Origin of the sequence: Mesorhizobium sp. M7A.F.Ca.ET.027.03.2.1, assembly GCF_003999175.1 — a bacterium.
Lineage (GTDB): Bacteria > Pseudomonadota > Alphaproteobacteria > Rhizobiales > Rhizobiaceae > Mesorhizobium.
Map to the genome: position 1 here is coordinate 1 of NZ_RZOM01000425.1, position 4833 is coordinate 4833.

The 4833-nt window shown below is 64.1% G+C and carries 6 protein-coding genes; 3 read left to right on the forward strand and 3 right to left on the reverse strand.

Annotation, left to right across the window (positions count from 1 at the left end; translation table 11 throughout):
- Positions 1-737: histone deacetylase (locus tag EN750_RS18705; protein WP_145967760.1), on the reverse strand; the 737-nt coding region annotated here is incomplete at its 3' end.
- A gap of 131 nt (positions 738-868) precedes the next feature.
- Between EN750_RS18705 and EN750_RS18710 the strand changes: the two genes are divergently transcribed.
- Positions 869-2242, forward strand: a complete 1374-nt coding sequence (locus EN750_RS18710) for an MATE family efflux transporter (RefSeq protein ID WP_127397292.1) — start codon at positions 869-871, stop codon at positions 2240-2242.
- Between the two features lie 322 nt (positions 2243-2564).
- On the forward strand, positions 2565-2714 hold the full coding sequence (locus tag EN750_RS39500) for a hypothetical protein (RefSeq protein WP_164750861.1): 150 nt from the start codon (positions 2565-2567) through the stop codon (positions 2712-2714).
- Between the two features lie 8 nt (positions 2715-2722).
- Here EN750_RS39500 and EN750_RS18715 read toward each other — a convergent pair whose 3' ends face one another.
- Together EN750_RS18715 and EN750_RS18720 are read right to left on the reverse strand one after the other, a co-directional pair.
- Positions 2723-3799 carry a quinone-dependent dihydroorotate dehydrogenase gene (locus EN750_RS18715; RefSeq protein WP_127397293.1) on the reverse strand — a complete coding sequence of 359 codons (1077 nt, stop codon included), beginning with the start codon at positions 3797-3799 and terminating at the stop codon, positions 2723-2725.
- On the reverse strand, positions 3796-4146 hold the full coding sequence (locus EN750_RS18720) for a DUF952 domain-containing protein (RefSeq protein WP_063173552.1): 351 nt from the start codon (positions 4144-4146) through the stop codon (positions 3796-3798). The genes EN750_RS18715 and EN750_RS18720 overlap by 4 nt, the downstream gene beginning before the upstream one ends.
- A 107-nt stretch (positions 4147-4253) precedes the next feature.
- Between EN750_RS18720 and EN750_RS18725 the strand changes: the two genes are divergently transcribed.
- Positions 4254-4670, forward strand: coding sequence for a hypothetical protein (locus EN750_RS18725; protein WP_127266720.1), 417 nt, complete (start codon positions 4254-4256; stop codon positions 4668-4670).
- Positions 4671-4833 lie beyond the last annotated feature (163 nt).

A 4833-nucleotide genomic window follows, 5' to 3' on the forward strand; every position in this document is an offset into this window, starting at 1 on the left:
GACAGCCTGCCAAGCCGGTCCTCGGCATGGACGTCGACGCCGGCATTGTAGAACACGATGTCCCAATGGGCTTGGGCGGAGAGCTCCGGCAGGATGGCGGCGAGCCTCTTCATGTAAGCGGCGTCACCCGTGCCGTCGGGCAGCGCGACATCGAGGTCGGAGGCGATCTTGCGCACGGGGTAGTTGCGGTCGCCATGCATGGAAAAGGTGAACACGCGTGGATCATCGGCAAGAATATCCGCCGTGCCGTCGCCCTGGTGCACGTCGAGATCGACGACCAGGATGTTGCGCGCCGTGCCTTCGGCGAGCAGGACCAGCGCGGCGACGGCGACATCGTTGAAGGTGCAGAAGCCCGCTCCTTGCGCGCGCCGCGCATGATGGCTGCCGCCGGCGGTGTTGCAGGCGATACCGTGGCGCAAGGCCAGCCGCGCCGCCAGCACGGTGCCGCCGGTGGCAAGCTGCGCGCGCAGCGAGACGCGGGGTCCGATCGGAAAACCGATCTCGCGCTCGATCTTCTCGGGCACGCGGCAGTTGACGGCCTGGTCGACATAATTCGCCGCATGGGCAAGCTCCAGCCATGACACCGGTGCCGGTTCGGCGGTGCTGAGCGCGTCGGGGCCGGCGAGGCCACGTGAACGCAACGCCTCCATCAGCAGGGGATATTTGCTCATCGGGAAGCGATGGTTGACGGCGAAGCCGGCGTCGTAGTCGGGATGATGGACGATGTGCAGGGGCATGAACTGGATCCGGCGGCTCGCGCCAGGCCGGGGATTTCGGTTGGCCGTCACGGGAAGAGTGATTGCACGGTGGCTGGAAAATGGGCCACATCGGCAGTTCGATCAAGCCGCAATCAGCAAGGCAGCAATCCTTGGACAAAGGTGCAACACCAGCCGACGCCGGATCCCCCATCCACGCGGGATCCCCTCTTCACGCCGGATCATTTGTCGTCACCAATCGCTCCGTGCTCGCCATCGCCGTGCCGATGACGCTTGCCTACCTGACGACGCCGATGCTCGGCCTGGTCGACACGGCTGTCATCGGCCAGTTCGGCGATGCCGCCTTGCTTGGCGGCCTGGCGGCCGGCGCATTGATCTTCGACGTCGTCTTCACCTCTTTCAATTTCCTGCGCTCGGGCACCACCGGGCTCGTCGCACAGGCGTTTGGGCGTGGCGATGCCCTGGAGGAACAGGCGGTTTTCTGGCGCGCCGTGCTGATCGCGGTTATCGCCGGCATCGTGCTCGCTGCCCTTGCGCCGCTGGTCGCCATCGCCGGGCAAAAGTTCATGGGCGCCGAACCGCGCGTCAGCGAGGCGATGGGCGTCTACATCAGGATCAGGCTGCTCGCGGCGCCGTTCTCGCTGATCAACTACGCCATCCTCGGCTATGTGCTGGGGCGCGGCGAGGGCGGGCTTGGGCTGATGCTGCAATTGGTGCTGAACGGCATCAACATCGCGCTCTGTTTCCTGCTTGGGTTGGAACTTGGCTGGGGTGTCGCCGGCGTTGCCTGGGCGACCGTCACCGGTGAGTTCCTGGCCATGCTGCTCGGCCTGGCGATCGTGATCCGCCGGTTCCGGGCCGCCCCATCCTTGCCGCGCCACCGCCTGCTCGACATGGCCGCCTTCCTGCGCATGATGTCGCTCAACCGCGACATCATGATCCGCTCGTTCTCGCTGCTCGCCGCCTTCGCATTGTTCACCCGCCAGGGCGCGCAGTTCGGCACGGTGACGCTGGCCGCCAACGCCGTGCTGATGAACTTCTTCCTCGTCGCCGGCTATTTCCTCGACGGCTTTGCCACCGCCGCCGAACAGCTGGCGGGCCGTGCCGTCGGCGCACGTGCCGCCGCACCGTTCCGCCAGGCCGTGCGGCTGACGTTGTTTTGGGGTTTCGGACTGGCGGGAGCCGCGACGCTGGTAATGCTGTCTGGTGGCGCCAATCTGGTCGCTCTCGTGACGACATCGGAGGAAGTCCGTTCGGTGGCCGACATCTACCTGCCATGGGCGGCATTCACGGCGCTGAGCGGTGTGCTGGCGTTCCAGATGGATGGCGTCTTCATCGGCGCGACCTGGTCCCGCGACATGCGCAACATGATGCTGCTGTCGTTCCTGGTTTTCGCGGCCGCGCTGCTCACCCTTGCGCCCGCCTTCGGCAACAATGGACTGTGGGCGGCGCTGCACGTCTTCCTGCTGGTGCGAGGCTTCAGCCTGCTGACGATCCTGCGGCTCAGGGTGCGGACGGCGTTTTAGACGGTGCCCCGGAAGGCCCTGCGCCGTCCAGGCAGCGAACGGCACCTGTTCGTGATAGGAATTTTTTCTTGACTCGGTGATCTCAGCTATGGTACATTTTTGGCCATGGTGCTGATTTGCGCCAGTGACCCGCCGCACAGGCGGGTTTTTCGTTTGATGCTCCGTCAGCCAATGCGCCGGCGAGGCTCCGAAGCAACCCGTTAAACCGAATTCGTTGCCCTGCTGTGCGGTCGGATGCACTTGCACTTTCAGTCGATTTCCAACAGACTTGATGCACCAATTGTTCCAGGGCGAGCTTATGCGAAGCTACCTGCCATATGTCTTGGGCGCGGCGCTGGGATTGCTCGCTGCGTTCATTCTCTCCGCGGTTTCTGGCATCGGCGGCACCGCGCAGTTGCTTCTCTTCGGCGTGTTGCCTGCCATCGGCGGCGCCATTTGCGAGCGGGCCGTCAGTCGCAATCTACGCTCCTGAGAGCAGGCTCAGAGTTGCCTGGACGCCCAGAAGTCGAGGCGGCTGTCGCGCAACTCGCAAATCGACTTCAGCCGTTCCTTTTCGACGAAACGGACCATTCCGGAAAGAATACGGCCTGGCAGTGAAGGCCCGGCATAAATCATGCCGGTGTAGAGCTGGACCAGATCAGCACCCGCACGGACCTTGTCCAGCGCCGTATCGGCGGAATCGACGCCGCCGACGCCGATGATGGCGCGATCCGGTCCGAGCAGCTTGCGCATCTTCGCCAGCACGATGGTCGAACGCTCGAACAGCGGCTTTCCGGAGAGCCCGCCGGTCTCGCGCGCGGTGTCGCCGCTGCGCAATGGCGGTCGGGAGATGGTGGTGTTGGAGACGATGACGCCGTCCACCTGCTTTTCGGTGACCTCGGCGGCGATGTCCTCCAGCTCTGCCTCGACCAGATCCGGCGCGATCTTCAGGAACACTGGCGGCTGCGCCGTTGCCGTGGCGCGCGCGGCCATGACCCGCGACAAGAGCTCGCCAAGCTGCTCGCGCGCCTGCATGTTGCGCAGGCCCGGCGTGTTGGGCGAGGAGATGTTGACGGTGAGATAGCTGGCGTATTGCGCAAACCGGGCGACACCGCGCTCATAGTCGCCGATGCGGTCGCTGCTGTCCTTGTTGGCTCCGATGTTGACACCGACGATGCCGGAGCGCCCCTTGCGTGCGGAAAGGCGCTTTTCGGCCGCTGCATGGCCTTCATTGTTGAAGCCCAATCGGTTGATCACCGCATCGTCGGCAGTCAGCCGGAAGATACGCGGCTTCGGATTGCCGGCCTGCGGCAACGGCGTGATGGTACCGACCTCGGCGAAACCGAAGCCCAGGCCAAGCAACGCGTCCGGAACCTCGGCGTTCTTGTCATAGCCGGCCGCCATGCCGATCGGATTGGGGAAATCGAGGCCGCAGACGCTGACCTTCAGCCGCGCGTCGAGCGTCGTCCGCGCACCGACCGGCAGGCCGCATCGCAGCGCCGCAATCGACATGCCATGCGCGGTTTCCGGATCGAAGGCGAACAGCAGCTTCTGGCCGAGCCGGTCGAGCACGCTCATTGCCCCTCCAGTGCCGGGAACTGGTGCACACCATCGGCGCCAAGCGGCAGCGGCCGGACCCACAGCACGGCCTTGAGGTCCAGCGGGCCATAAAGATGCGGAAACAGCGCGCCGCCGCGCGAGACCTCGTATCTCAGCGCAGCACCCAGGCCGGCGCCGTCGATGGCGACCAGCAGAAGGTCCGTCTGGCCGGCAAAGTGCTTTGCCGCCGTTTCCCTGACCTGTGCTGCCGTTGAGAAATGGATGAAGCCATCGGCGACATCGATCGGCGCGCCGGTGAAGCGACCATGCGTTTCGGCCTCGCGCCAAGGCGCTTGCGGGGTTATCTTGTAGATAATCTGAGACATGGTTGCGCTATAGTCCGAACCAGCCATTCGGGAAAGGCCACGCCAAGGGTCTTCCCCATTTCCGGCGCAAACATGCGATATCTGAGGCCTTGGCCATGGAGGACAACATGCGTCTGCAGCACATCTTGATCCCCGCCGCGCTCGTTTCGCTGGTCGCGGCTTCAGCTTATTCGGAAGAGACCGACCGCTACCGCCTGGAAAAGTCCGATAGCGGCTTTGTCCGTATCGATACGCAGACCGGCGCCATGTCGATTTGCGAGGAACGTTCGGGCCAGCTCGTCTGCAAGATGGCGGCCGACGAACGCGCTGCTTTCCAGGACGAGGTCGACCGCCTGCAAACCTCGATGAAGGCGATGGACGAGCGCGTCACCAAGCTCGAGAATTCGCTCTCCGCCCGCCTCGAATCGAAACTGCCGAGCGAGGAGGATTTCAACAAGACCATGAGCTACATGGAGCGCTTCCTGCGCGGCTTCATGGGCATCGTCAAGGATATGGACAAGGACGACGGCGCCCAGAAGACCTGAGCGCTTCAACCAGGGGAGGCGGCGCGCTGGCTTTGCCGCTTGAAAACAGCGCGCAGCCCCTCATAATCGTCCAATTGAACCCGAAAAGCCAAAAATCATCGGGGATTTGGGGAGGGACATTTGCCGGCAGGCTATTCTTTCGTCATCGCCGACGATCATCCGC